Raw genomic sequence first — 23,962 nt, 5'->3', positions numbered from 1 at the left:
ATACACCCTTGGAGGATGGCCCCCTATCAGGAGAAACACCATGGCTGGAGAGATCCCGGATCTCATCGCCGAGGAACGCGCGGGGACAGGCAAGGGGGCCGCCCGCCAAGCCCGTCGTGACGGTCGCGTTCCCGGTATCGTTTATGGCGGCGGGGAAGACCCCGTTGCAATCAGCGTTCCCTATAACGAACTGCTCAAAAAGCTGAAGGCAGGCCGCTTCCTGGCGACGCTCTTCAACCTCAAGGTTGAGGGCCACGACGATGTCCGCGTGATCTGCCGCAACGTGCAGCGCGATGTCGTCAAGGACCTGCCGACCCATCTCGACCTGATGCGGCTCAAGCGCAATTCGCGCGTGAACCTTTTCATCCCGGTCGAGTTCATCGGCGAAGACACGAGCCCCGGCATCAAGAAGGGCGGCGTTCTGACGGTCGTCCGCCCCGAGGTGGAGCTGATGGTGACCGCAGGCGATATCCCCGAAAAGCTGGTGGCAGACGTCTCCGAGCTCGAGGTCGGCGATACGATCACGATCTCCTCGATCACGTTGCCCGAAGGCTCGCGCGCGATCATCGACCGCGATTTCGTCATCGGAAACATCCAGCCGCCCTCCGGCCTGGCCTCCCAGAACGACGATGACGAGGACCAGCCCGACGCGGATGAAGTGCCCACCACCGAAATGGGCCCGCCCGACGGCGAGTAATCCTCCCACGCTGAAAGCCCCGGCCCGCAAGGTCCGGGGCTTTTTCATCCCCGTTCATTCCCGCAGCACCGCCTCGCGCAACGCCGCCTCTCCAGAGGCCGAAAAGAGCACCGCCCGGCTGCCCGCCTCGCGCCGCGCCCAGCCCTGCTCGAGGATCCGCGCCAGCAGCGCCCGGCCGAGCGATCCCGCCAGATGCGTCCGGCGCACGCTCCAATCCAGACAGTCCAGACAGAGCGGCGACCGATGGCCCCGCAGCGCCTCCAGATCCACCCCGAACCGCCCGGCAAATGCCGCGCCGGCCTCCGTCAGCTCGGGCCGCTCCGCCCCCGCCAGCAGATATCCCTGCTCCAGCAGTGCATCATAAAGCCAGACCCCCATCTCCCCGGCCAGATGGTTATAGCAGACCCGCGCCTTCCTCAGCGCCGCATCTCGCGGCCCGACGCGCGTTCTCAGCTGCCCGGTCCCGGCCGCCAGACCCATCAGGCCCTCTAGAACGGCCGCGACCTCCTCGCCGGCTAGGCTGACATATTTGTGCCGCCCCTGCCGCCTTGGCCGCACCAGCCCACCCGCCTCCAGCTGTGCCAGATGACTGCTCGCCGTCTGCGGCGTCACGCCAGCCTCCGCCGCAAGCTCGGTCGCGGTCAGCGCCTGACCCGTCATCAGCGCCGTCAGCATGTTCGCCCGCGCCGGATCCCCGATCAAGGCGGCCACGCGCGCAATATCCGGTCCGTCCTTCATGCTTCGACCATCACCGAAACATCCGCGCCCGGCAACCCCCTATACCGAACGCAGAAAGGAGCCTCCGCCATGCTCACCTGCATCATCCGCTACCAGATCGACCCGACGAAAAAGGCCGACTTCATTCGCTACGCCGAAAACTGGAACACCGCGATCCCGCGCTCGGGCGCCAACCTCATCGGGTATTATGCCCCCCATGAAGGTTCCTCGACGCTGGCCTATGGCATCTACGACATCCCCAGCCTCGCCGCCTACGAAGCCTACCGCAAGAAACTCGCAGCTGATCCGCTGGGGCAGGAAAACTACGCCTTCGCCCAGTCCGAGCGCTTCCTGCTGCGCGAGGACCGCACCTTCCTCAAACGCATCCCCTAGACGTGCTGCACCGCAGCGCGATATCACCGCGCCATGAAACTCTTTGCAGGTCTCGGAAATCCCGGCGCGAAATATGCGGGCCACCGCCACAATGTGGGCTTCATGGCACTCGACCGGATCGCCTCCGATCACGGCTTTGCCGCCTGGCGTGGCAAGTTCAACGCCAGCCTGACCGAAGGGCGTCTGGGCGGCGAAAAGGTGATCCTGCTCAAGCCCGAAACCTTCATGAACCGCTCGGGCCAGTCGGTCGGTGAGGCGATGCGCTTTTACAAGCTCACCCCCGCCGATGTGACCGTCTTTCATGACGAGATCGACCTGGCCCCCGGCAAGCTCAAGCACAAGATCGGCGGCGGTCATGCGGGCCATAACGGCCTGCGCTCGATCCACGACCATATCGGCCCCGACTATGCCCGTATCCGCATCGGCGTCGGTCATCCGGGCCACAAGGACCGCGTCCCAGGCTATGTGCTCCATGATTTCGCCAAGGCCGACGAGCTCTGGCTCGATGATCTGCTGCGCGGCGTCGGCGACGGTGCGCCCCTTCTGGCGGATGGGGACCCTGCCCGCTTCATGAATGCCGTCGCCCTGCGCACGGCCCCGCCCCGTTCGTCCAAGACGAAAGAGGCCGCCAAAGCACCGCCCCCTCTGCCCGAGCCTGAACCCGAAGAGACCCGCTCCCCGCTCCAGCGCCTCGCCGACCGGTTCCGATGAACGTCCGCGAGGCGTTCCGCAGGCAGGCCGTCAGCTGTACCGGTCTCGGCTCACCCTTCATGGGCCGCCTCATGACGCTCGCCGCCGATCGCCTCGCCCCGGGCCATCCGGTGGCCGACAAGATCCTCAACTGGCCCGGACGCCCGGAGGCCAACAAGGATTCCGTCCCCCTCCGCTTCGCCGGAGCCCTCCATGCGCTGCAGATCGAGGGCGATCCGGATCTTACCGCCGCTTACCCGCCGAATGACGTCTCCGACGACACCCTCTGGCACGCCGCCCAGATCGCGATCGACCGGCACACCGACGCCATCCTCCGCTTCCTGGACAGTCCGCCCCAGACCAACGAGGTTCGCCGCTCCGCCGCGCTCATCGCGGCGACCACTTGGCTGAAACCGGACCATCCCCTGATCCTCAGCGAGCTTGGCGCCTCCGCCGGTCTCAATCTGATGTTCGACCGCTTCGCACTGGCCACTCCGAACGGCCCCCTCGGAGCGAGCGATCCGGCCCTTACGCTCACTCCCGACTGGCAAGGCGAGGTCCCTGCCCCGCATCCCGTCTCCGTCGCGGAGCGCCGCGGTTGCGATCTCTCCCCCATCGATCCCTCAGACCCGGATCACCGCACCCGCTTGCGCGCCTATCTCTGGCCCGACCAGCCCGAGCGCCGCGCTCTCACCGATGCGGCCATCGCCGCCCATGACGCCCCCGTCGACCGCGCCAAGGCGCAGGACTGGATCGCCTCCCGCCTGACGCACCGCCCCGGCCACCATCACCTGATCTACCACACCATCGCCTGGCAGTATTTCCCCGATGACGCGCAAGGCAAAGCAACGGCCCTGATCGAAGAGGCCGGCGCCTCGGCCACCTCAGACACGCCGCTCTCCTGGCTCTCTGTCGAAAATGACGAAGGTCGCGGCGCCGGGATCACGATCCGCTGCTGGCCTGGCAACCGCGCCTATACCCTCGGCCGGTTCGACTTCCACGGACGCTGGATCGACTGGCAACCGGCCGCGCTGCCCGAAGCGCCGCGCAACGGCGGGCGGGCGGTCCGTTAACTCGGAGTCGGTCCGAAAATCCACCGACCAAATACCGACGTAATACCGACCGGATACCGAAACCCCGATCTCGCCGCTTCCGCCCCATTAACCGAATCAAAGGCGGCGCGGGAAATCCGGCTCCATCGCCTCAGAACCACTGCCCCGGCTCGATCAGGCCCAGATCCAGCAATTGCTGCGACGTCCAGTCGAAATGCACCGAATTGTGCCAGTGAAACGTGTCGATATCCGACCGGCTCCCCGGATTGCGACGCAGCGCCTTCGCCGCCCGGAACGAGCAGACAGCCGCCGTCACGTTGTGATGCCACGGACAGGAATAAGTGTTATATTCCGGCAGGTTGAACGTATAATCCGGGCGCAGCTCGATCCCTGGAATAGCCTTGAAAATCGACACCCGATCAATCCTCCGCCGCGCCTTCGGGATATGCTCCTCAAAGCGCCAGCGCAGCCCGCCATAGAAATCCAGCTGCCGCTCCTCGAACTCGCCATCCTTGCGCTTGCGGCCCAGTGCATAATAGCCCGACCGGTCCAGACATGCCGTCTCAAGCGATACGGCCTCCGGATGATCGTTCAGATTTCGCGCATATATATCAACGACATAGGTCAGAACCGTGTCGCGCCGCTCCTCGGTATTGAACGCCAGAAGCTCCCCGATCGTGCGGCTCTCGCAGAACGGATAGAACAGATATTCCGTGTTGTAGCAGTAGTAGATCCAAAGCCCCGGACAGGCCGCCGCAACCCGGTTGACCACATGGGCAGCCGCTCCGCTTTCGCGCATGTCATGCCGCACGAAATGAACCTGCTCGGCCAGCTCTTCGGGCAGTTCGACATCCGCGCCGCCGAACAGGATAACCGAACAAAATCCAAGCTTTAGGTGATGCTCCAGTGTCGATTTTAGCTCGACCGCATCCTCCGCCAGGATCAGGGCGATCGGCCCCTTAGCCAGCGCCTTTTGCCCGGATTTGACCAGACTGGAGAGGTTTTCGTAGTTCATCGTGACATCCCGCAGCCTGACTTGACGCTCCGCATTGCGCCGGGCGTCCGGCACGATTAGACAGACGCTCGTTTTCCCGCAAGTCTCCTCACCAAGGCTCCGCCGATGTCCGCCACCAAGAAGCTTTTCGTCAAGACCTATGGCTGTCAGATGAATGTCTACGACAGCGAGCGCATGGCCGAGGCTCTGGGCGGTGCGGGGTATGAGACGACGGACCGTCCCGACGAGGCGGATATGATCCTGCTAAACACCTGCCATATCAGGGAAAAAGCTGCCGAGAAGATCTACAGCGAGTTGGGGCGCCTCAAGCCCTTCAAGGCCGCCAATCCGGATCTGAAGATCGGCGTCGCGGGCTGCGTGGCCCAGGCCGAAGGCGAGGAAATCCGCCGCCGCCAGCCGCTCGTCGATCTGGTCGTCGGCCCGCAAAGCTATCACCGCCTGCCCGATATGGCGGCAAAACTGGCAACCGGCGAACGCGTGGTCGACACCGAATTTCCGCCCGAGGACAAGTTCGACCACCTTGCCCGCCGCCCCCGCGCCCGGCGCGCACCGGCGGCCTTTCTCACGGTTCAGGAAGGCTGCGACAAGTTCTGCGCCTTCTGTGTCGTTCCCTATACCAGAGGCGCCGAAGTCTCGCGATCTGCCGCGCAAGTCCTTGAAGAAGCGCGCGATCTCGTGGATCGCGGCGTGCGAGAGATCACCCTTCTTGGCCAGAACGTGAACGCCTATCACGGTCACAAAGGCGGCCTGGCCGGCCTCATCTGGGATCTGGCCGAGATCGACGGGCTCGCCCGCATCCGCTTCACCACGTCCCATCCCAACGACATGGACGACGCCTTGATCGAGGCGCATGGAACCTGCGACAAGCTGATGCCCTACCTGCATCTGCCCGTCCAATCCGGCAGCGACCGCATCCTTAAGGCGATGAACCGCAAACATACCGCCGATGGCTACCGCAAGCTGATCGACCGCATTCGGACTGCCCGCCCCGATATCCTGCTTTCAGGCGATTTTATCGTCGGCTTTCCGGGCGAAACCGAAGCCGATTTCAACGCAACGCTCGCACTGGTCAGAGATGTTCAATACGGCCAAGCCTATTCCTTCAAATATTCCACGCGTCCCGGCACACCGGCCGCCGAGAAACCGCAGATTGACGACGATCTGGCCTCGGACCGCTTGCAACGCCTTCAAGCGCTGCTTTCGGAGCAGCAGCGGGCCGCGCAGGACGAGATGATCGGGCGCACCGTCTCGGTTCTTTTCGAGAAACCGGGGCGTCTTGACGGACAGATGGTCGGCAAGTCGGACTATCTTCACGCCGTTCATGCCGCAGCGCCTGATGTGGCCATCGGCGATATCCGGCGGGTCAAGATCGTGCAAAGCGCATCGAACTCTCTGAAGGGAGAGCTTTTGCAGGATATTTGACCTGTTTTGTGACAATCCCGAAATACCGCGCGCCAAGGCTTGCACCTCTATCGCGCCCTTGCCACTCTGGATCCAGCCGCGTTGAGTGCGGACCACGAAGGAGACGTATTTGGCCCTCGACCCGCCCACCGATGTCGCCGATGTCACCGAGACAGACCTCGAATTTCCCGATAACCGCCTCCTGATTGACCTGTGCGGCGAATATGATCGCAACCTGACGGATATCGAGAACCGCCTGTCCGTGCAGATCCTGCGCCACGGCAACCGGCTTCGTATCCTTGGCTCCGAGGGGCAGGTCGACAGCGCCGCCCAGACGCTCGAATCGCTTTACGAGCGGCTAGAGCAAGGCCGTGCGGTCGAACCGGGCGACATCGACCGGGAGGTCCGCATGGGCCCGTCAGAAGACGAGACCGGCTCGCGCGACGGCGACCAGATGGAGCTCATTCCCTCGGGCCGCGTCGAGATCAAAACCCGCAAAAAGCTGATCGAACCCCGCACAGAGGCGCAAAAGGCCTACGTTCAGGCTCTCTTCGATAACGAGCTTGCCTTTGGCATCGGCCCCGCAGGCACCGGCAAGACCTATCTGGCCGTCGCCGTGGCGGTGAACATGTTCATCATGGGCCATGTCGATCGCATCATTCTGTCCCGCCCCGCCGTCGAAGCCGGAGAGCGCTTGGGCTTTCTGCCCGGCGACATGAAGGACAAGGTCGACCCCTATATGCAGCCGCTCTACGACGCGTTGAACGACTTCTTGCCGGGCAAGCAGACCGCCAAGCTAATCGAGGAAAAGCGCATTGAAATCGCACCCTTGGCCTTTATGCGCGGGCGGACCCTAGCCAATGCTTTTGTCGTGCTGGACGAGGCGCAGAACGCGACATCCATGCAGATGAAGATGTTCCTGACCCGCCTCGGCGAAGGCAGCCGGATGGTCATAACAGGCGACCGGAGCCAGATCGATCTGCCCCGCGGCGTCCAGTCGGGCCTCAAGGATGCCGAGCGCCTGCTCAAGCATATCCCCCGGATCAGCTTCAACTATTTCACGGCCGATGACGTGGTCCGCCACCCCCTCGTCGCTGCGATCATCAAGGCCTACGACGCCGACGCCACCTCGTGAAACCCGTCGACGTCGTCATCGAAGATCCCCGCTGGGAGAGTATCGATATCGAGAAGCTGGCCGACCAGGCCGCCTCCGCTACTTTGGAGCGTCTGGGCCTTGAACCCTCGATCTGCGAGATTGCCTGCTTGGTCTGCGACGATGCTCGGATCGCAGTGCTGAATGCGGATTTCAGGCAGAAGTCCCAGCCAACCAACGTCCTGTCATGGCCAAGCGAAGACCGCGCCGCGATGGCCGCCGGAGAGATGCCGCAGCCCCCCGCCCCCGATCCCGGCGGACTGGTCGAGCTGGGAGATATCGCCCTCGCCTACGAGACCTGCCTGAGCGAAAGCGTCGATTTCGGAATATCCCTGACGGACCATACGACGCATCTGATCGTGCACGGAACGCTGCATTTGTTGGGATTTGACCACATTCGCGAGGCGGATGCTTGCCTTATGGAAGATCTCGAAGCGGAAATCCTTGGCAATCTCGGGCTTAAAAATCCATATGATAGAACCTGAACGAAGTGACACGCGATGTTAGGCGGAAAAGGATCAATGAACGATACGGCGGACGGGTCTTCTGGAGCGGCGCAGAGCGCGCAGGACGATCAGGAGCAGACCAATCGTGGATTTCTCGGACGGGTGAAGGACATCTTCAGCCCTTCCGCGACCCCGGCACCCAACCAGGACATTCCCGCGGCGACCCCGACAACGGTGCCCGGCATGCTGAACCTGCGCCGGATGCGGGTGGAGGATGTAGCGGTTCCCAAGTCGGATATCGTCGCGGTCCCCGTGACAGCGACGATGGAGGAAATTCTCGAAGTTTTCCGGGACAGCGGCTTGACCCGCATCCCGGTCTTCGAGGGCACGCTCGATAAGCCGGTCGGTTTCGCGCATCTCAAGGATTTCGCGCTCAAGCACGGCTTCAACGGCAAGGTGAAGAACTTTGATCTGAACGCGCTTGTCCGGCCCCTTCTTTTCGTTCCGCCTTCCATGCAGATCGGCGTCCTTCTGACAAAGATGCAGGCCGACCGCATTCATATGGCACTGGTCATCGACGAATACGGCGGCACCGACGGTCTCGTCACGATCGAGGACCTGATCGAACAGGTCATCGGAGAGATCGAGGACGAGCACGACATCGCCGAAGGCCAGAACTGGAGCCTCGAAGGACCAGGCTGCTACATGGCCAAGGCCAAGACACCGCTGGACGAATTCCGCGACGAGATCGGTCTCGACCTGACCGCGACAGAGGAGATCGACGAGGAAGAAGTCGACACGCTGGGCGGTTTGGTCTTCATGCTCTCGGGTCACGTCCCGGCACGCGGAGAGGTCATCCCCCATCCCGCCGGACCGGAATTCGAGGTGGTCGATGCCGACCCCCGCCGGATCAAGCGTCTGAGGGTTCGCCTTAAGGAAGCACCCAAGGATGAGTGAGGCAGGCTTCTTTCGCCGCCGCCTCAACGATCCGCTGGTCCATCTGTCCCTGAAAGGCCCGCGCCTGAGGCTTCCGGCGCTTGTGGGACTTGGCGGCCTGGCCGCGCTTGGGCACGCGCCGTTCGATTTGCCTGTCCTGACGCTTCTTGCGCTCACCGCCGCGCTTCATGTGGTGACAGGGCAAGGCAGCTGGGCCCGGATGGCCTGGTCGGCCTGGGCGCTTGCTTTCGGCTACTTCCTTGTCGGCTGGAATTGGCTGGTCGAGCCGTTCCTCGTCGATGCCGCGACCCATGGCTGGATGGCGCCCTTTGCCATCAGTCTCCTGTCCGGAGTAATGGCCCTCTACTGGGGCATCGCCGGTGGCCTCGCCTATGGTCTGGTCTCCGGCAGATGGCCGCGCCTTATCGCGCTCGTGCTTCTGATCTCGGTCGCGGAGTACCTTCGCGGCATCCTCTTCACCGGATTTCCATGGGGCATGCTGGCCTATATCTGGATCGAGACGCCGCTCTCCCAGCTTCTTGCATGGATCGGACCTCACGGGCTGAACGTCGTGACACTCGGCGCAACCGCCGCCATCGCAGGCTGGATCGCGACCGGCCGGGGCGCTGCGGTGCCAGCACTCCTCCTCGTCGCCGGAGCGGCTCTCGCCGTCACACTCTCTCCTGGGGCGGTCCCCGCAGCCGATCCCGGCGCCGCTCAGATCCGCATGATCCAATCAGGCGCGCCGCAGGACGAGAAATGGCAGCCGGGGAAACTCGAAGGCTTTGTCGATCTGCAGATCGCCCTGACCGCGGAAGGCAACCCGGTCGATCTGACCATCTGGTCCGAAACCGCCGTGCCCTATCTGCTCAGCGATGCTGGCCCTCTTCTCGAGACGATGTCGGCCGCCGTCCGAGGCGGCACCGTCATTGCCGGGATCCAGCGGTTCGCGGACGGCTATTACCACAACAGCCTCATCTCGATCGAAGCGGGCGCCGACATCACCCATATCTACGACAAGAACCACCTCGTCCCCTATGGCGAGTATCTCCCCTACGACAACCTCATGCGCCGCCTGGGACTGAGGGGGCTGGCCTCCAATGTCGGCGCCGGGTTCCGGAAAGGGGAGAGGCGGGATCTTTTCGATGTGCCCGGCATCGGTCTGGTTCAGCCGCTGATCTGCTATGAAAGCGTCTTCCCCGCAGAAGTCGCCAAGGGGCCACGTCCGCGCTTGACGGTTCTGATCACCAACGACGCCTGGTTCGGCAACTTCTCCGGCCCCTACCAGCATCTCGCTCAAGGCCGCGCCCGCGCCATTGAACAGGGCGTTCCGATGGTGCGTGTGGCCCAAACTGGCGTCTCCGCAATGATCGACGGCAAGGGCCGCATCACCGCCTCCATCGGGCTGGGTACTGGCGGAGCAGCCACCGCCGCATTGCCGCCAGAGCTTCCCCCGACCCTTTACGCCAGAACCGGCGATGTCCCTGCCCTTGCGGTCCTGCTTGTTGGCCTCGCCCTGCTTCTCCTGACGCAAGCCCGGCGAAAAGCCGTTGACCCCGCCGGAGGGGCGGCGTAGGCCCATCCGACACCCGCCCCAACGGCTTCCTGACGGGGTTGGCTGACGTGAATGGAGCGCTCCCGATGATACGCCAGAATTACATCTTTACCTCCGAATCCGTCTCGGAAGGTCATCCCGACAAAGTCTGCGACAGGATCTCCGATGCGATCCTTGACGCGCTTTTAGGCGAAGAACCCAATGCCCGCGTCGCCTGCGAGACCTTCGCGACCACCAATCAGGTCGTAATCGGCGGAGAGGTCGGTTTGGCCGATCAGGGCAATCTGGCGCGCCAGATGGGCCGCGTCGATGCCATCACCCGCGCCTGCATCAAGGATATCGGCTATGAGCAAGAGAAGTTTCACCACGCAACCTGCAACGTCCTGAACCTGCTCCACGAACAGTCCGCCCATATCGCGCAAGGCGTCGACCGCGAAGGTGCGGGCGATCAAGGGATTATGTTCGGCTATGCCACGACCGAAACCGAAGAGCTTATGCCTGCTCCGATTCAATACTCGCACGCAATCCTGCGCCGTCTGGCCGAGGCGCGCAAATCCGGCGACGCCCCGTCCCTGCGGCCGGATGCCAAGACGCAGCTGTCGGTCCGCTACGAGGATGGCAAGCCGGTCGAAGTGACGCAGCTGGTCCTCTCCACGCAGCACGAAAGCGAAGATCAGACCAGCGACGATATCCGCGCCATCGTGGAGCCTTACATCCGCGACGTGCTCCCCGACGGATGGTTGACCGAAAACACCGAATGGTGGGTCAATCCGACAGGCACCTTCGTGATCGGCGGCCCGGACGGCGATGCCGGTCTGACGGGCCGCAAGATCATCGTGGATACCTATGGCGGCGCCGCTCCCCATGGCGGCGGCGCCTTCTCCGGCAAGGATCCAACCAAGGTCGACCGCTCGGCAGCCTACGCCGCGCGCTATTTGGCGAAGAACGTCGTGGCCGCAGGTCTCGCCGAGCGCTGCACGATCCAGCTGAGCTATGCGATTGGTGTGGCCAAGCCTCTGTCCATCTATGCCGACACCTTCGGCACATCCGAAATCCCCCCCGCCAAGATCGAGGAAGCCATCTCCCGCGCCATGGATCTGACCCCGCGCGGCATTCGCGATCATCTGCATTTGAACCGTCCGATCTATGAACGCACGGCGGCCTATGGCCACTTCGGGCGGGCGCCGCAAAATGACGGTGGCTTCAGCTGGGAACGCACGGATCTGGCCGAGGCGTTGTCGAAAGAGCTCTGATCGATGTCGAAGGCCCATCCGTCCGGAGCGCATTGGCGCAACTTCTACGGTCGCCTCAAAGGCAAGGCTCTGAAACCCTCGCAAGAACGGTATATTCGCGAGGATCTGGACGCACTGGCTCTTGACGGCGTCGATTGGCAAAGCAATCCCGATCGCACGCCTTTGCCGGTAGCCGAGATTTTCGGGGATCGCCCGATCTGGCTCGAGATCGGCTTTGGCGCAGGCGAGCATCTGGTACGCCAGGCCGAGATGAACCCGGACGTGACGCTGATCGGGTGCGAACCCTATCTCAACGGCGTTGCGATGTGTCTGGGCAAGATCCGCCGCTCGAGCGCCGCCAATATCAGGCTGCATCCCGGCGATGCGCGCGATCTGATGGACGTGCTGCCACCCGCCTCCATCGACAAGGCGTTCCTTCTCTATCCCGATCCATGGCCCAAGGCGCGCCACCACCGTCGCCGCTTCGTGACGCCCGAGCATCTCGATCCCCTCGCCCGGATCCTCAAGCCCGGCGCGGAGTTCCGCGTGGCCACCGATATCGCCGACTATGTGCGACAAGCCATGGAAGAGATCCCCAAGGCAGGTTTCGACTGGACCGCGAGGCAGGCCTCCGACTGGAGGAAGCCCTGGAGCGACTGGAGCCCGACGCGCTACGAGCAAAAAGCGCTCCGCGAAGGACGCACACCGCACTACCTGACCTTTTTGCGTCGCTGATGGACCTCCGCGCCCGCCTGAGTTAAGGGGCGGACCACGTCGAGCAAAGAGGACATTCCGATGGCCGCCCATGGCACCCCACCACCGATGTCGAGCCATCGCTGCGGTCCCCTGACCGGTGTTGCAAACGTCCCCGGCGACAAATCGATTTCCCATCGCGCGCTGATCCTCGGAGCCTTGTCCGTCGGCGAAACCACGATCTCGGGCCTGCTTGAAGGCGATGACGTTCTCGATACCGCCAAAGCCATGCGCGCGCTCGGCGCCGAGGTCACGCGGTCGGAGAACGGCCTCTGGAGCGTGCATGGCGTCGGCGTCGGCGGCTTTGCAGAGCCCGATAGCGTGATCGACTGCGGCAATTCCGGCACTGGCGTCCGCCTGATCATGGGCGCTGTCGCGACGACACCGATCGCCGTGACCTTTACCGGGGACACCTCGCTGAACGGCCGGCCCATGGGGCGTGTGACCACCCCTCTTGAGGCGTTTGGCGCCCGGTCTTGTGGCCGCTCCGAAGGGCGTCTGCCGCTCACGATGATCGGCGCCGAGGACGCGATCCCAGCCGATTATACCCTGCCGGTCGCATCCGCTCAGGTGAAATCCGCGGTGCTCCTCGCTGGCCTCAATGCGCCAGGTCAGACCGTCGTTCGGGAGGCCGTCGCGACCCGCGATCACACCGAGCGTATGCTGAAGCTCTTCGGCGCGGATCTGACCGTCACCGACGAAGAAGACGGCAGTCGAACCATCACTCTGACAGGGCAGCCGGAGCTTGTCCCGCAGCACATCATCGTCCCGCGCGACCCCTCTTCCGCCGCCTTCCCCGTTTGCGCCGCGCTCATCACCGAAGGCTCGGACGTCCTTGTTCCCGGTATCGGCCTCAACCCGACCCGGGCGGGGCTTTTCGAGACGCTGCGCGATATGGGTGCAGACCTGACCTACGAGAATGAACGCGAAGAGGGCGGCGAGCCCGTCGCCGATCTGCGCGCGCGGCACTCACCGACGATGAAAGGGATCGAGGTCCCGGCAGACCGGGCAGCCTCGATGATCGACGAATACCCAATCCTGTCGGTCGTCGCCTCCTTTGCGACAGGCAGCACGACGATGCCGGGCGTGCACGAGCTGCGCGTCAAGGAAAGCGACCGGATCGACGCGATGGCCAAGGGCCTGCGACTGAACGGCGTGACTGTAGAAGAAGGCGAGGACTGGTTCTCCGTCGAGGGCCTCGGGCCATCGGCCGTGCCTGGAGGCGCAACGGTGAGAACCCATCTCGACCACCGGATCGCGATGTCGTTCCTGATCCTCGGCATGGCTTCGCAAAAGCCGGTCAAGATTGACGATAGCGGACCAATCGCAACCTCTTTCCCGATTTTCGACCCTCTGATGCGAGAGCTGGGGGCCCGTTTCGAGGCGAGCCGATGACATCGGGCGGATGCCTCTGCGGCGCGATCTCGTTTACCGTGAGCGGTCCACTTCGGCCAGTGATCGCCTGCCATTGTACGCAATGCCGCAAGACGTCCGGTCACTTCGTGGCCGCGACCTCTGCGGCGCGTGAGGATGTGACGATCACAGGCGACCCGGTTTGGTACCGATCCTCGGACAGCGCGCGCCGCGGCTTTTGCGGCATATGCGGATCGCAGCTTTTCTGGGACGGCCCCGGCACGGCACTTTCCATCTTTGCCGGAACGCTCGATGCGCCGACGGGACTCAGCATCGCCGGTCATATCTTTTGTGCCAACAAGGGCGACTACTACGAGATCACGGACAGCCTTCCGGCGGTCCCGGCCGATGATCCAACCCTGACAACGCAAGTGCCGGAGTAAGGCGGATGGGTAGACAGACTACCTTCACCGTCGCAATCGATGGCCCGGCCGCCGCTGGTAAGGGGACGATCTCGAAACGGATCGCCGAGCGGTTCGACCTCGCCCATCTCGACACCGGCCTTCTCTATCGCGCCGTCGGCGCGCTAAGCCTTGCGGGACAGGACCCGATTGAAGCGGCCAGAACGCTCGTTCCAAGCGCGCTGGACCGCGAGGATCTGCGCACGCCCCAGGTTGCAAAGGAGGCTTCACAAGTCGCCGCCATGCCCGAGGTTCGGGGTCATCTGCTCGCCTTTCAACGCGACTTCGCGCGGCAAGAGGGAGGCGCCGTTTTGGACGGGCGCGATATCGGCACCGTCATTTGCCCCGATGCCAACGTGAAACTCTTCGTCACCGCCAATGCCGAGGTTCGGGCCAAACGCCGCCATGCAGAGCTGACGGGCAAGGGGCTCAAGATTGACTATGAAAGAGTTCTTTCAGACGTAATCGCTCGCGATCAGCTCGATGAAGGTCGTCAAGACGCTCCGATGTTTAAAGCAGAGGATGCGATCCTCATCGACACGTCTGAGATGGATATCGAAACGGCCGTTGCGAAGGCGGTCGAGATCGTGGCGGCGCATCTCGATTAGCCGTCCGCACGAATAAAGCTGCATTTGACATAGACCCTCGAAGGCCCGGTTAGGCTTGCGTCCCGCTCGACCTTGATATACGTCCACTCCCGTCGAAGCGGCGGGACAGCCGCAGGCGGATATGTTGAGCAGGGTCGGTTTGTGCCGACCCTTCGTTTTTGCGTATCCGGACTACGCTTCGTCCAACCCAAACCCAAAGACCGGCGGAGACAACCGCGCGGCCCGTAAAATCGTAGATAAGGAAACTGAAAGCCACATGGCGCAGAACGCATCAATGGAGGAATTCGAAGCCCTCCTGAACGAAAGCTTCGAAATGGACACGCCCGACGAAGGGTCCGTTGTCAAAGGTCGGGTCATTGCCGTCGAGGCAGGACAGGCCATCATCGATGTCGGCTACAAGATGGAAGGCCGCGTCGATCTCAAGGAATTTGCCGATCCGGGCGAGAGCCCCAAGATCGAAGTGGGCGACGAGGTGGAGGTGTTCCTCCGCCAGGTCGAGAATGCCCGCGGCGAAGCTGTCATTTCCCGCGAGATGGCGCGCCGTGAAGAAGCATGGGATCGCCTCGAGAAGGCTTATGCCGCTGAAGAGCGTGTCGAAGGCGCAATCTTCGGCCGGGTCAAGGGTGGCTTCACCGTCGATCTCGGCGGAGCCGTGGCCTTCCTGCCCGGCTCTCAGGTCGATGTGCGCCCCGTGCGCGACGCCGGCCCTCTCATGGGTCTCAAGCAGCCGTTCCAGATCCTCAAGATGGATCGCCGTCGCGGCAACATCGTCGTTTCGCGTCGCGCGATCCTCGAAGAAAGCCGTGCCGAACAGCGCGCCGAAGTCATCGGCAACCTCACCGAAGGCCAGGCGGTCGACGGTGTGGTCAAGAACATCACCGAATACGGTGCGTTCGTTGATCTGGGCGGTGTGGACGGTCTGCTTCACGTCACCGATATGGCGTGGCGCCGAGTCAATCACCCGTCCGAGATCGTCGCCATCGGCGAGACGATCAAGGTGCAGGTCATCAAGATCAACAAGGAGACCCACCGCATCAGCCTCGGCATGAAGCAGCTGCAGGACGATCCTTGGGATGTCGTGGCCGCCAAATATGCACTGGGCTCGACCCATCAGGGCCGCGTGACGAACATCACCGATTATGGTGCATTCGTTGAGCTGGAACCGGGCGTCGAAGGTCTCGTCCACGTCTCCGAGATGTCCTGGACCAAGAAGAACGTTCATCCGGGCAAGATCGTCTCCACCTCGCAAGAGGTTGAGGTCATGGTGCTCGAGATCGACGCGGCCAAGCGCCGGGTGTCCCTGGGTCTCAAGCAGACGCAGCGCAACCCGTGGGAGGTCTTCGCGGAGACTCATCCCGAGGGCACCGAGGTCGAAGGCGAGGTTAAGAACATCACCGAATTCGGTCTGTTCGTCGGCCTCGAAGGCGACATCGATGGCATGGTTCACCTCTCCGATCTGACCTGGGAAGGTCGCGGCGAGGATGTGATTGGCGACTTCCGCAAGGGCGACGTCGTTCAGGCCAAGGTCACCGAGGTTGATGTCGAAAAAGAGCGGATCTCGCTCTCGATCAAGGCGATGGACGGCGATCCCTTTGCCGAAGCCGTTGGCGGCGTAAAGCGCGGCTCGATCATCACCGTTGAGGTGACGAAGATCGAGGATGGCGGCATCGAGGTCGAGTATGAGGGTATGAAATCCTTCATCCGTCGCTCCGATCTGTCACGCGATCGGGCCGAGCAGCGTCCCGAGCGGTTCGGCGTCGGCGACAAGGTCGACGTTCGCGTGACCAACATCGACAGCAAGACCCGTCGTCTGAGCCTGTCGATCAAGGCCCGCGAAATCGCCGAAGAGAAAGAGGCCGTCCAACAGTATGGCTCCTCCGACTCCGGCGCGTCGCTTGGCGATATCCTCGGCGCAGCTCTCAAGAGCGGCGACGACGACTAACGCCTCGTCTCAAATGAAATTTGGAAACGGCCCCGCCTTCAAAGCGGGGCCGTTTTCGTTTCGCGACCCCGTAATGAGGGTTGGCCCAACCTGAGCCGTTTCGCGAATCGCGAACCGATGCCGCATCGCGGCACAACCGGCGGAGTCCTGCCCGGTTGCTCAATTGCCACTCTTTGAGCGGTTTAAGAGGCGTGATTTCCTGATTTAGAGGTCATCCTGACGGTTTCGCGATCCGGGCAACATGCGTATAGTCGTTTGAATAGACTGCACTATCTTAGAAAAGCGCTTGGGGGCCCTATGATCCGATCCGAACTGATTCAGAAGCTCGCCGACGAAAACCCCCATCTTTATCAGCGGGACGTCGAAAGGATCGTGAACACCATCTTTGACGAGATCACCGACGCGATGGCGAAAGGTGACCGGGTCGAACTCAGGGGCTTTGGTGCGTTCTCGGTGAAAAAGCGGGATGCCCGTCAAGGGCGGAACCCAAGGACCGGTGAAGCCGTTCAGGTCGAAGAGAAGCATGTTCCGTTCTTCAAGGCGGGAAAGCTTCTACGTGACCGACTGAACGGGAATGCGGAGTAAGCGCGTGCGCTATCTGAAATACGGATTTCTTCTGATCCTCGCCATCTGTCTGGCGACGGTCGCACTGGCCAATCGGCCATCTGTCCCGCTTAAGCTCATGCCCGATTGGCTGTGGCGGCTGCTCTCCCGCCCGTCCGAACTCGAGACGGCTCAGATGACAGCGCCCTCCCTCGAATTGCCGCTTTTTTTCGTGATCCTCATCAGTGTGGCCGTCGGCCTCTTGATCGGCTTCATCTGGGAATGGATCCGCGAGCATAAACACCGCGCCGAAGCCCGCGAGCGCAAAAAGCACGTTCACCGCCTCGAAGCGGAAGTCACGCGAATGAACCGCGCCAAACATGACGGCGAGGATGACGTGCTGGCCCTGCTTGAAGAGCGGTCCGTGAAAGGCTAGTGCCGGACCCTGCGCAATCCCCTCTGAGGATCAAGATCTGCGGGTTGAGCACTGCCGAAACCATTGCGGCCTCAGTCGAGGCAGGCGCATCCTATATCGGCTTTGTTTTCTTCGAACGATCTCCGCGCAACGTCACGCCCAAAAGGGCAGCCGAGCTGTCGGCTGATGTACCACCCGGTGTCGCGAAAGTCGGTCTGATAGTGGACCCGAGCGACGATACCTTGGATGCCATCCTCTCAAACGTCTCGCTTGATATGATCCAGCTGCACGGCTCCGAGAGCCCGGATCGGGTTCTTGAGGTCAAGACACGGACGGGTCTGCCGGCCATGAAAGCCGTCGGGATTTCATCGGCCGAAGATCTGTCTCGTCTTCCCCCTTACGAACAGGTAGCCGACCAGATCCTTGTCGATACCAAGGCGCCGAAAGGATCGGACCTGCCGGGCGGAAATGGTCTCTCTTTCGACTGGAGCCTTATCTCGGGCCGACGCTGGCCCATCCCCTGGATGTTGGCTGGCGGGTTGACGGTCGACACGGTCGCCGCGGCAATCCAGCAAACAGGTGCGCGGCAACTGGATCTTTCTTCCGGGGTTGAACGGGCCCCCGGGGTGAAAGACCCCGAGAAGATCCGCGCCTTCATCACCGCCGCGCAGGCGGCCGTTCCGACAAGCTGACCCCGACAGCTTTAACGGATGACGTTTTGTCCTGACTGAATCGCTGGATCTGACGCGGCCTGCCGCGTATGAGAGAGAGCCAGACAGGAAAGCGACACCATGCCCGACGATCTTTTCAATTCCTTCATGAATGGTCCCGACGAAAACGGTCGCTTCGGCCAGTTCGGCGGACGGTTCGTTTCGGAAACCCTGATGCCGCTGATCCTCGAGCTTGAGGAGCAATATGAGCATGCCAAGACCGATGTCGGTTTCTGGGCGGAAATGCAGAACCTCTGGACCCATTACGTCGGACGGCCCAGCCCGCTCTACTTCGCGGAGCGTCTGACCAAGCATCTGGGTGGCGCAAAGATCTATCTGAAGCGTGACGAGCTGAACCATACCGGCGCGCACAAGATCAACAATGTCTTGGGCCAGATCATTCTCGCCCGCCGCATGGGCAAGACCCGTATCATCGCCGAAACCGGCGCCGGTCAGCACGGCGTTGCAACCGCGACGGTCTGCGCAAAGTTCGGTCTCAAATGCATCGTCTACATGGGCGCCCACGATGTGGAGCGTCAGGCCCCCAACGTCTTTCGGATGAAGCTTCTGGGGGCCGAGGTCATTCCGGTCACATCCGGACGGGGCACGCTGAAGGATGCCATGAACGATGCGCTACGGGATTGGGTCACGAATGTGCGCGATACATTCTATTGCATCGGAACAGTGGCCGGGCCGCATCCCTATCCAGCTATGGTTCGCGACTTTCAATCGATCATCGGCAAGGAGGCCAAAGAGCAGATGATGGAGGCCGAGGGATGTCTGCCCGACACCATCATCGCCGCAATCGGCGGCGGCTCGAACGCGATGGGCCTTTTCTATCCGTTTCTGGACGACACCGATGTCTCGATCATCGGTGTCGAGGCCGGTGGCAAGGGCGTAAACGCCAAGATGGAACACTGCGCCTCTCTCACCGGAGGCAGACCCGGCGTGCTTCACGGCAATCGGACCTACCTGCTTCAGGACGAGGACGGGCAGATCCTCGAAGGTTTCTCGATCTCCGCAGGCCTCGACTATCCCGGCATTGGACCCGAGCATTCATGGCTCCACGATATCGGCCGGGCGCAATATGTCGCGATCACCGACCGCGAGGCGCTCGAGGCATTCCAGCTTTGCTGCGAGATGGAGGGGATTATCCCCGCACTCGAGCCGTCTCATGCTCTGGCCCATGTCATGAAGATCGCTCCGGATCTTCCGAAGGACCACCTGATCTGCATGAATATGTGCGGCCGGGGGGACAAAGACATCTTCACTGTGGCCAAAGCGCTCGACGTGGATATTCACTCGTCCAACTTGTCCTAGGACTATCGATCTAAATCTGAGCGTCTGCCCTAAACTTACGGAATAAACCCCATATTCTGGTGGTTTATTCTTTTCTTACCCTTTGTAGAACATCTTCGGCCTACTCCGCAGGGCCGATGGAGGACGCCGTCGAATCCGTCATTTCTGCTGATGCAACGTGCATATTCGTGCGCTGCGACAACTCAACAGGACCGACCTGAAAGGATATATCGATGGACAGGACATATAGGCTCACCGCTCTTTCCGCTGCATTTCTTCTTACAGCAACAACGACAATGGCTCAGGGCGTTCCTTTTGCGGATGTAGACTCCAACGGAGACGGTGAACTCTCCTTCGCCGAACTCGAACAAGCCTTCAGCACACGCAGCGCCGCGCAGATCATGTCGCGCGATGACGATAATGACGGCCGCGTATCTCTCGCCGAAATGTCGGACGATGACGATGATGATGGCGATCAGCGGGATGACCGCGCTCGCGATGACAGCGATGACGATGACGACGACGATGACGGAAACGACAGCGGCAATCGCGATGATGACGATGACGACGGTGGTCGTGACGAAAGGACCGGGAGTGACGACAGCGGTCAGGATGACAATGATGATGATGACGACGATGGCGGCGATGAGGATCGCGACGACAACGACGATGACAGCGATGAGGATGATGACGATGACGGCGATGAGGATGACGACTGATCGTTCGATTGATCATATGCATGACGCGGTTTAGCGTCGCTTTCCAAGTGTTCCTGCCGCCTTGGCGGCAGGGATCCACTGCCGGAGGTCACCAGCTTTGAGAGTGTTTGTTCTTTGTATCGCTTTCACGATCGCGCAACTCGTTGCGACCGCCACGAGCGCGCAGTCGCTCGAGCGTAGCATAACGCGGCAACTGCGTGATCAGGGCTATCAGCGGATTGAGAGTAACACGACGCTTTTGGGACGGTTGCGCATAACCGCCACGGCCGGCAATCAGAGGCGGGAAATCGTTGTGAACCCCCAGACCGGCGTTATTCTGCGCGACTCCACGACGACACTTGGCCGCGAAGGGGTGACGCCTCGTTTGCTGAATCGTCGCGACGATGACGACGACAATGATCCGCAGGATCGAGGGTCATCTGGTGGCAATGGATCTGGCGGTGGAGGATCATCTGGCGGCGGCGGTAGCTCTGGTGGAGGCGGATCCGGCTCCGGCGAGGACGATGATGATTACGATGGCGGCTCCGGTGGAGGTGGCTCGGGTCAGGATGGCGGCTCTGATGACGATGACGACGATGATGACGGCGGCAGCGACGATGATGACGACGACGATGGCGGCGATGATGATGACGACGATTAGAGACCACACAGCATTTTACTGACTGAATTTTGTCGACCAGGGAGTGGAAAAACTGGGAATGACGCGGACTTGGCTTATCGGGTTGACGCTCCTGATTCAGGCAGCGTGCGCGATTTTTTTCGTGTCCGATATCGCCATTTCCGTTCTGGGTCTCGGTGTCGCTCCGATAAGCTGGAGAATTCACGAGGCCATCGAAATTGGCGCTTCGATCGGTCTTTTACTGGGCTTGATGGTCGGTGCGGTCCTGTTGAGAAATACCCTTCAGCGAAATCGTCGCGTCGAAGAGCAGCTGAGAGCGGCCTCGGGCGCATTCCTTGAGCTGATGGAGGATCGCTTCGATCAGTGGGGGCTGACCCCGGCCGAGCGGGACGTCGCTCTTTTTGCAATCAAAGGGTTCTCCACCAACGAAATCGCGGTCATGCGCGAGACCTCCGAGGGAACCGTCAAAGCGCAAACGAACGCAATCTATCGGAAGGCCGGCGTCGGCGGACGGCCTCAACTGTTGAGTCTCTTCATCGAAGATCTAATGGGTGATGGTCTTGTTGGAACGGGCCGGCCTTAGACTGGCGCATGCGCCTCAAGGATATGGAGAGGGACGATATCAAGCGCCCGTTGGTGCGTAGCCTCCAGGTTAACCACCGGAGCGCAACCTTCCTCAACCGCCTGAAGAAACCGGTTTGCACAAACACACCAGTGATCGCCTGGTTTTAGCCCCGGAAATCTGAACTCCGGACGCGGGGTCGACAGATCATTCCCGACATATTTCGAGAAAGCCAGAAACTCTGCAGTAAGGCTTACGCAAACAGTGTGGGACCCTTGATCCGCAGTGCAGGTATCGCAGAAACCATTTCGAAAAAATCCGGTGACGGGATCGGATGAACACGGCGCAAGGGGCAGGCCAAGGACATTTATCGAGGGATCTTGTTCCATCGGCATGTCATACTCCATGTGCATCCGAAGACAAAGCCATCCGCCATATGATACCCCGCCACAGATAACGGCGGAGAGCTGAGGCGCCGTTGTTGCCTCCCTTCCTTTCAGGTTCAGCCAGAGAAACCGCGGCGGAGTAACATTAAGGCATCGTATGCCGGGTCAGTCCGTTCTGCTACGCAACACCGCCCCGCGAGGCGGTCCACCAGCCGTGTTTCCGAAGAGAGCCGATAAGACATATTTCGCCACAGGAAGGTTTGCTCGACCACACGCATCGCTACCCTGCATAGTAGATATTCAGACGTAGATTGGATTTTTGATCCAATACGATCGATTCTATCAACCTAAGGGTGTATACTGAATTCCCACGTGGAAAGTGGATATAGGGTCAAAGCGTCTGCACTGACCGCCGGTCAAATGCGCCTTGAACCACGCAGCAATAGAGATGCTCAACATGCAGCCAACTTGATCGGGTAGCGACAAGATGACGGTGACAGAACGGCTCAGCCGCTTCAAACGTGAACAATTCTGTCGATTCCATGACGACAGTCGCCTGACAGTGAACAAGATTACGTCCAAAAAACTTCGGATTACTCGACGATGTCTAGCTTCAGAAACGTTCTCTGATTCGGACGAAACCATGAATGCGTCTCAAAGATATTTGGACTACGCGAATGCGGATTGCCTGTGCGCAATCGGTCGTAAGTCAGGTATGTATCTGGGACGTGGCGTTTCGGGTAAAGTACAAGCGACGCTCGCGTCATCTTGCCGGATAAAGTCTGGATCGCACGGTACTTTGTCGTGGGATCCGACGATCATTCCCGATAACGCCATTCAACGCCTGATAGAGACGAACACCACCAACGGGTCAGCTGGTCCAAAATTGGTCCAAATGCCTTTGTCATAAAGAGTAACTGCCCCGGTGAGGGGATCTTAATCGCGAACCTTGTCGCGAACGTACGTGATGGTCTCTTTCCTGCTGCAAGGTGGAGAAGAGATCGAAGAATCCCCGGGGCCGCTTCCCCGACTGAAATGCAAACGGAACCTGTCTTCAGGGCAAGGTTCTCAGGACGAACGGATTGGAGTAAGCAGATGAACACTGTTTGGAGCACGCTGAAAATAACGGTTGCGAGCGCCCTCATCGCCACGGCGGTTCAGGCCGAAGAAGGCGTGACCGACAGCACGGTAACCTTTGCCCAGGTCGCGGCCTTCGAAGGACCGGCTTCCGCTTTGGGGGAAGGAATGCGTATCGGTCTCGAAGCTGCCTTTGCTGAAGCCAACGCAAATGGCGGTGTTCATGGCCGTCAGATCATGCTCGAAACGTTCGACGACGGATACGAGCCCGATCAGTCAATCGCCCAGTTCAACAAGGTCATTGAAGGCAACGACCACCTTGGCTTCATCGGACCGGTCGGAACCCCGACGACATTGGTTACCCAGCCGATCGCGACCGAAGCCGGGATGCCATTCATCGGGCCATTTACCGGTGCGGGCTTCCTGCGGGAGCCAAGCCACGGCAACATCTACAACATCCGCGCAACCTACGCTGCCGAGACCGAAGCCTGGATGGAATACCTCGTCGACTCGCTCGGAATGACCGACATTGCGATGCTCTATCAAGACGATGGGTTCGGCTATGTTGGTCTCGACGGTGTCGAAAAGGCGCTGGGGCGCCGCGACATGGAGCTGATTTCGAAGGGCACCTACACGCGGAACACGCTGGAGGTTGAAGCGGCGCTCGAGACCATCAAAGCGTCCAATCCTCAAGCGGTCGTGATGGTTGGCGCCTATGCTCCTTGCGCCGAGTTCATCAAGCAGGCCAAAGCCGCAGGCATGACCGACGTGACCTTCGTCAACATCTCCTTCGTGAACTCCAAGGCGTTGTCACAAGAGCTGGGCGATCAGGGCGAAGGCGTCATCGTCAGCCAGGTCGTTCCTTTTCCGCTGAATGGCTCCATCCCTGTCGTCTCCGACTACATGGGTGCGCTTTTGGGCACCGGTCAGGCCGCTGAACTCGGCTTCACTTCTCTCGAGGGCTACCTTGTCGGTCGCCTTGCTATCGATGCGCTCCGCAATTCCGGACCGAAGCTCACTCGGGAGAAATTCCTTTCCAGCCTCGCATCCATGCGTAGTGTCGATCTGGGCGGTCTGGAACTCATCTATGACGAGGGCGACAATCAGGGCCTCGACGAAGTCTTCCTGACACGGATCAGCAAGGACGGCAGCCTTCAGGCCGTCGTGATGGACGGCCCACAAGGCTAGGTCACATTAAATCCAACACGGGGCGTGCGCGGGGAACCGG

26 protein-coding genes and 1 riboswitch are annotated in these 23,962 nt (G+C 61.3%); of the genes, 23 read left to right on the top strand and 3 right to left on the bottom strand.

Annotated elements, in window-relative coordinates:
- The first annotated feature begins 40 nt into the window (after positions 1 to 40).
- Positions 41 to 697, top strand: a complete 657-nt coding sequence (locus tag AAD018_RS17710; RefSeq protein WP_367316469.1) for a 50S ribosomal protein L25/general stress protein Ctc — start codon at positions 41 to 43, stop codon at positions 695 to 697.
- Positions 698 to 751: 54 nt separating this feature from the next.
- Here the strand turns inward: AAD018_RS17710 and AAD018_RS17705 are convergent, their stop codons facing one another.
- Positions 752 to 1,435, bottom strand: a complete 684-nt coding sequence (locus AAD018_RS17705) for an ArsR/SmtB family transcription factor (RefSeq protein ID WP_367316468.1) — start codon at positions 1,433 to 1,435, stop codon at positions 752 to 754.
- Between the two features lie 69 nt (positions 1,436 to 1,504).
- Between AAD018_RS17705 and AAD018_RS17700 the strand changes: the two genes are divergently transcribed.
- Genes AAD018_RS17700 through AAD018_RS17690 form a run of 3 tightly spaced genes read left to right on the top strand, consistent with a single transcriptional unit; the run spans position 1,505 to position 3,570 of the window.
- Positions 1,505 to 1,807 (top strand): NIPSNAP family protein, encoded by a 303-nt coding sequence (locus AAD018_RS17700; RefSeq protein ID WP_367316467.1) that lies wholly within the window; start codon positions 1,505 to 1,507, stop codon positions 1,805 to 1,807.
- 33 nt (positions 1,808 to 1,840) lie between these two features.
- Positions 1,841 to 2,518, top strand: coding sequence for an aminoacyl-tRNA hydrolase (pth, locus tag AAD018_RS17695; protein ID WP_367316466.1), 678 nt, complete (start codon positions 1,841 to 1,843; stop codon positions 2,516 to 2,518).
- On the top strand, positions 2,515 to 3,570 hold the full coding sequence (locus AAD018_RS17690) for a DUF2332 domain-containing protein (protein WP_367316465.1): 1,056 nt from the start codon (positions 2,515 to 2,517) through the stop codon (positions 3,568 to 3,570). The genes pth and AAD018_RS17690 overlap by 4 nt, the downstream gene beginning before the upstream one ends.
- A 130-nt stretch (positions 3,571 to 3,700) precedes the next feature.
- Here the strand turns inward: AAD018_RS17690 and AAD018_RS17685 are convergent, their stop codons facing one another.
- Positions 3,701 to 4,564: a glycosyltransferase family 2 protein gene (locus AAD018_RS17685; RefSeq protein WP_367316464.1), complete on the bottom strand. Its 864-nt coding sequence runs from the start codon at positions 4,562 to 4,564 to the stop codon at positions 3,701 to 3,703.
- 105 nt (positions 4,565 to 4,669) lie between these two features.
- On the opposite strand from AAD018_RS17685, the gene miaB reads away from it, so the two are divergent.
- The 18 genes from miaB to AAD018_RS17595 all read left to right on the top strand — a co-directional run bounded on the left by miaB (position 4,670) and on the right by AAD018_RS17595 (position 21,292).
- On the top strand, positions 4,670 to 5,986 hold the full coding sequence (miaB, locus tag AAD018_RS17680) for a tRNA (N6-isopentenyl adenosine(37)-C2)-methylthiotransferase MiaB (protein ID WP_367316463.1): 1,317 nt from the start codon (positions 4,670 to 4,672) through the stop codon (positions 5,984 to 5,986).
- A gap of 109 nt (positions 5,987 to 6,095) precedes the next feature.
- Positions 6,096 to 7,100: a PhoH family protein gene (locus AAD018_RS17675; RefSeq protein ID WP_367316462.1), complete on the top strand. Its 1,005-nt coding sequence runs from the start codon at positions 6,096 to 6,098 to the stop codon at positions 7,098 to 7,100.
- A complete protein-coding gene (gene ybeY / locus AAD018_RS17670; protein ID WP_367316461.1) occupies positions 7,097 to 7,603 on the top strand; it encodes an rRNA maturation RNase YbeY in 507 nt (168 codons plus the stop codon). Before AAD018_RS17675 ends, ybeY begins: the two co-directional genes overlap by 4 nt.
- A gap of 36 nt (positions 7,604 to 7,639) precedes the next feature.
- On the top strand, positions 7,640 to 8,521 hold the full coding sequence (locus AAD018_RS17665; protein ID WP_367316460.1) for a hemolysin family protein: 882 nt from the start codon (positions 7,640 to 7,642) through the stop codon (positions 8,519 to 8,521).
- Positions 8,514 to 10,076: an apolipoprotein N-acyltransferase gene (gene lnt, locus AAD018_RS17660; protein ID WP_367316459.1), complete on the top strand. Its 1,563-nt coding sequence runs from the start codon at positions 8,514 to 8,516 to the stop codon at positions 10,074 to 10,076. Before AAD018_RS17665 ends, lnt begins: the two co-directional genes overlap by 8 nt.
- Before the next feature lie 10 nt (positions 10,077 to 10,086).
- Positions 10,087 to 10,135: riboswitch (SAM-SAH riboswitch) on the top strand.
- Between the two features lie 6 nt (positions 10,136 to 10,141).
- Positions 10,142 to 11,308, top strand: coding sequence for a methionine adenosyltransferase (gene metK, locus AAD018_RS17655; RefSeq protein WP_367316458.1), 1,167 nt, complete (start codon positions 10,142 to 10,144; stop codon positions 11,306 to 11,308).
- Between the two features lie 3 nt (positions 11,309 to 11,311).
- Complete coding sequence (trmB, locus tag AAD018_RS17650) at positions 11,312 to 12,022, top strand: tRNA (guanosine(46)-N7)-methyltransferase TrmB (protein WP_367316457.1); 711 nt, start codon at positions 11,312 to 11,314, stop codon at positions 12,020 to 12,022.
- A 60-nt stretch (positions 12,023 to 12,082) separates the two neighbouring features.
- Positions 12,083 to 13,435 carry a 3-phosphoshikimate 1-carboxyvinyltransferase gene (aroA, locus tag AAD018_RS17645; RefSeq protein ID WP_367316456.1) on the top strand — a complete coding sequence of 451 codons (1,353 nt, stop codon included), beginning with the start codon at positions 12,083 to 12,085 and terminating at the stop codon, positions 13,433 to 13,435.
- Positions 13,432 to 13,836 carry a GFA family protein gene (locus AAD018_RS17640; RefSeq protein ID WP_367316455.1) on the top strand — a complete coding sequence of 135 codons (405 nt, stop codon included), beginning with the start codon at positions 13,432 to 13,434 and terminating at the stop codon, positions 13,834 to 13,836. The genes aroA and AAD018_RS17640 overlap by 4 nt, the downstream gene beginning before the upstream one ends.
- A 5-nt stretch (positions 13,837 to 13,841) precedes the next feature.
- Positions 13,842 to 14,462 carry a (d)CMP kinase gene (locus AAD018_RS17635; RefSeq protein ID WP_367316454.1) on the top strand — a complete coding sequence of 207 codons (621 nt, stop codon included), beginning with the start codon at positions 13,842 to 13,844 and terminating at the stop codon, positions 14,460 to 14,462.
- 121 nt (positions 14,463 to 14,583) lie between these two features.
- Entirely contained in the window at positions 14,584 to 16,404 is a 1,821-nt protein-coding gene (rpsA, locus tag AAD018_RS17630) for a 30S ribosomal protein S1 (RefSeq protein WP_367316453.1), read from the top strand.
- A gap of 297 nt (positions 16,405 to 16,701) precedes the next feature.
- Positions 16,702 to 16,989, top strand: a complete 288-nt coding sequence (gene ihfB / locus AAD018_RS17625) for an integration host factor subunit beta (protein WP_367316452.1) — start codon at positions 16,702 to 16,704, stop codon at positions 16,987 to 16,989.
- On the top strand, positions 16,979 to 17,383 hold the full coding sequence (locus AAD018_RS17620; RefSeq protein WP_412005318.1) for a LapA family protein: 405 nt from the start codon (positions 16,979 to 16,981) through the stop codon (positions 17,381 to 17,383). Before ihfB ends, AAD018_RS17620 begins: the two co-directional genes overlap by 11 nt.
- On the top strand, positions 17,383 to 18,054 hold the full coding sequence (locus tag AAD018_RS17615) for a phosphoribosylanthranilate isomerase (RefSeq protein ID WP_367316450.1): 672 nt from the start codon (positions 17,383 to 17,385) through the stop codon (positions 18,052 to 18,054). The genes AAD018_RS17620 and AAD018_RS17615 overlap by 1 nt, the downstream gene beginning before the upstream one ends.
- A gap of 99 nt (positions 18,055 to 18,153) precedes the next feature.
- Positions 18,154 to 19,392 (top strand): tryptophan synthase subunit beta, encoded by a 1,239-nt coding sequence (gene trpB / locus AAD018_RS17610; RefSeq protein WP_367316449.1) that lies wholly within the window; start codon positions 18,154 to 18,156, stop codon positions 19,390 to 19,392.
- 212 nt (positions 19,393 to 19,604) lie between these two features.
- Entirely contained in the window at positions 19,605 to 20,090 is a 486-nt protein-coding gene (locus AAD018_RS17605; RefSeq protein WP_367316448.1) for an EF-hand domain-containing protein, read from the top strand.
- A gap of 103 nt (positions 20,091 to 20,193) precedes the next feature.
- Positions 20,194 to 20,730 (top strand): hypothetical protein, encoded by a 537-nt coding sequence (locus tag AAD018_RS17600; RefSeq protein ID WP_367316579.1) that lies wholly within the window; start codon positions 20,194 to 20,196, stop codon positions 20,728 to 20,730.
- Between the two features lie 58 nt (positions 20,731 to 20,788).
- On the top strand, positions 20,789 to 21,292 hold the full coding sequence (locus tag AAD018_RS17595) for a helix-turn-helix transcriptional regulator (protein WP_367316447.1): 504 nt from the start codon (positions 20,789 to 20,791) through the stop codon (positions 21,290 to 21,292).
- On the opposite strand, the gene AAD018_RS17590 is transcribed toward AAD018_RS17595, so the two are convergent.
- Positions 21,289 to 21,660, bottom strand: coding sequence for a DUF2237 family protein (locus AAD018_RS17590; RefSeq protein WP_367316446.1), 372 nt, complete (start codon positions 21,658 to 21,660; stop codon positions 21,289 to 21,291). The two genes, AAD018_RS17595 and AAD018_RS17590, sit on opposite strands and share 4 nt — an antisense overlap.
- Positions 21,661 to 22,752: 1,092 nt before the next feature.
- Between AAD018_RS17590 and AAD018_RS17585 the strand changes: the two genes are divergently transcribed.
- Positions 22,753 to 23,922 (top strand): ABC transporter substrate-binding protein, encoded by a 1,170-nt coding sequence (locus AAD018_RS17585; RefSeq protein WP_367316445.1) that lies wholly within the window; start codon positions 22,753 to 22,755, stop codon positions 23,920 to 23,922.
- Positions 23,923 to 23,962 lie beyond the last annotated feature (40 nt).

The organism is Aestuariibius insulae (genome assembly GCF_040783535.2).
Taxonomy (GTDB): Bacteria; Pseudomonadota; Alphaproteobacteria; order Rhodobacterales; family Rhodobacteraceae; genus Aestuariibius; species Aestuariibius insulae.
This window is presented reverse-complemented; position numbering and strand designations above follow the sequence as displayed.

Excerpts from the sequence above, each read along its gene's own strand:
- AAD018_RS17665 (WP_367316460.1), top strand. The coding sequence starts at position 7,640 with ATGAACGATACGGCGGACGGGTCTTCTGGAGCGGCGCAGAGCGCGCAG.
- miaB (WP_367316463.1), top strand. The coding sequence starts at position 4,670 with ATGTCCGCCACCAAGAAGCTTTTCGTCAAGACCTATGGCTGTCAGATG.
- AAD018_RS17605 (WP_367316448.1), top strand. The coding sequence starts at position 19,605 with ATGGACAGGACATATAGGCTCACCGCTCTTTCCGCTGCATTTCTTCTT.
- ihfB (WP_367316452.1), top strand. The coding sequence starts at position 16,702 with ATGATCCGATCCGAACTGATTCAGAAGCTCGCCGACGAAAACCCCCAT.
- AAD018_RS17635 (WP_367316454.1), top strand. The coding sequence starts at position 13,842 with ATGGGTAGACAGACTACCTTCACCGTCGCAATCGATGGCCCGGCCGCC.
- AAD018_RS17620 (WP_412005318.1), top strand. The coding sequence starts at position 16,979 with ATGCGGAGTAAGCGCGTGCGCTATCTGAAATACGGATTTCTTCTGATC.
- AAD018_RS17705 (WP_367316468.1), bottom strand. The coding sequence starts at position 1,435 with ATGAAGGACGGACCGGATATTGCGCGCGTGGCCGCCTTGATCGGGGAT.
- lnt (WP_367316459.1), top strand. The coding sequence starts at position 8,514 with ATGAGTGAGGCAGGCTTCTTTCGCCGCCGCCTCAACGATCCGCTGGTC.
- AAD018_RS17590 (WP_367316446.1), bottom strand. The coding sequence starts at position 21,660 with ATGGAACAAGATCCCTCGATAAATGTCCTTGGCCTGCCCCTTGCGCCG.
- trpB (WP_367316449.1), top strand. The coding sequence starts at position 18,154 with ATGCCCGACGATCTTTTCAATTCCTTCATGAATGGTCCCGACGAAAAC.
- AAD018_RS17700 (WP_367316467.1), top strand. The coding sequence starts at position 1,505 with ATGCTCACCTGCATCATCCGCTACCAGATCGACCCGACGAAAAAGGCC.
- AAD018_RS17640 (WP_367316455.1), top strand. The coding sequence starts at position 13,432 with ATGACATCGGGCGGATGCCTCTGCGGCGCGATCTCGTTTACCGTGAGC.
- pth (WP_367316466.1), top strand. The coding sequence starts at position 1,841 with ATGAAACTCTTTGCAGGTCTCGGAAATCCCGGCGCGAAATATGCGGGC.
- AAD018_RS17685 (WP_367316464.1), bottom strand. The coding sequence starts at position 4,564 with ATGAACTACGAAAACCTCTCCAGTCTGGTCAAATCCGGGCAAAAGGCG.
- aroA (WP_367316456.1), top strand. The coding sequence starts at position 12,083 with ATGGCCGCCCATGGCACCCCACCACCGATGTCGAGCCATCGCTGCGGT.
- trmB (WP_367316457.1), top strand. The coding sequence starts at position 11,312 with ATGTCGAAGGCCCATCCGTCCGGAGCGCATTGGCGCAACTTCTACGGT.
- metK (WP_367316458.1), top strand. The coding sequence starts at position 10,142 with ATGATACGCCAGAATTACATCTTTACCTCCGAATCCGTCTCGGAAGGT.
- rpsA (WP_367316453.1), top strand. The coding sequence starts at position 14,584 with ATGTTGAGCAGGGTCGGTTTGTGCCGACCCTTCGTTTTTGCGTATCCG.
- AAD018_RS17710 (WP_367316469.1), top strand. The coding sequence starts at position 41 with ATGGCTGGAGAGATCCCGGATCTCATCGCCGAGGAACGCGCGGGGACA.
- AAD018_RS17585 (WP_367316445.1), top strand. The coding sequence starts at position 22,753 with ATGAACACTGTTTGGAGCACGCTGAAAATAACGGTTGCGAGCGCCCTC.
- AAD018_RS17690 (WP_367316465.1), top strand. The coding sequence starts at position 2,515 with ATGAACGTCCGCGAGGCGTTCCGCAGGCAGGCCGTCAGCTGTACCGGT.
- AAD018_RS17595 (WP_367316447.1), top strand. The coding sequence starts at position 20,789 with ATGACGCGGACTTGGCTTATCGGGTTGACGCTCCTGATTCAGGCAGCG.